General features: G+C 56.7%; 1 protein-coding gene. It reads left to right on the forward strand.

The window, feature by feature from the left end; translation table 11 throughout:
* On the forward strand, nt 1-472 hold a 472-nt coding region (locus RMSM_RS15980; protein ID WP_040767344.1), incomplete at its 5' end, for a hypothetical protein.
* Between the last annotated feature and the right edge of the window lie 508 nt (nt 473-980).

Here is a 980-nt window from a genome sequence, read left to right on the forward strand (position 1 = left end):
GCTCGGTGTCAAACCGTCGATCGATGCTTTAGGAGCAATCGTGGTGCCCCGGACACGCAGCACCTACGTCAGTTTTCACGCTACCGAGTATGGCGAAGACGGCAGTCCGGGTGTCGATGGCACCGCAGTGATCCAGTTCGGTGTGTGCGTCGAACGAAAATTCCGCAGCCCAGGAGACGAAGCGACCGCCGAGCACGCGATCGATCTCGAGTCACTCGACGTTTGTGAATGTTACGAAGTGCACGAGTCGACTTGGGCAGCGAAATGGAATCAACTCCCAGGCGGTAAACCCGAGCAAGAGGATGGTGTCCGTCATTTTATTTTCACCTTCCTCGGCGTCTGTCCCGGTGTCTGCACCGGAACGATGCATTTCGAGTGCCTCGCAACCAAGATGAGTATCCATTTCCTAGGTGACACAAGTTTCGAAGAGACGTTACTTTTCATCGATGCGCTCGAATCCGCCGGAACATAATGTAGGACAGGCTTCCAGCCTGTCATCGTGTGCAAGGCCTCGCGTCTTAACGCATTCCGCAATGCGAAACTCGCCAAGAGTTTCGTCACAACATCCCCTCGAAAGTCTCTGCGACTTTCGCTACTGCCCAGCGCGTCTCCGCTTCCGTCTGGCTTGCCCAGGCGGAGCGAGCAACTGGCAGCTACGAATGCAAACGAACGTACTCCACGATCTCCGTCTCGGGCTTGCCCCGGCGGAATCCACGAACTGGGGGCGACCAAAGCCGGAACAAAACTTCTTCACACGACAACAAAGCACGTTGCGTTGCCTATCACCGGAAGCCCCCAACAACCGAATGTCTCTGCGACTTTCGCTACTGGTTCAGCGGATCTCCGGCAGGCAGGAGCCTGCAAGGCATTGTGTTCCAAGGCAGGAGCCTTGGAACAAGCCCCTCCCCTCGTTCCCAGGCTCCTCGCCTGGTAACGCACTGCACCGGAGGCTCCTGCCTCCGTCCCTCATTTTTCAATTT

The sequence above is a fragment of the Rhodopirellula maiorica SM1 genome, from assembly GCF_000346295.1.
Classification (GTDB): domain Bacteria; phylum Planctomycetota; class Planctomycetia; order Pirellulales; family Pirellulaceae; genus Novipirellula; species Novipirellula maiorica.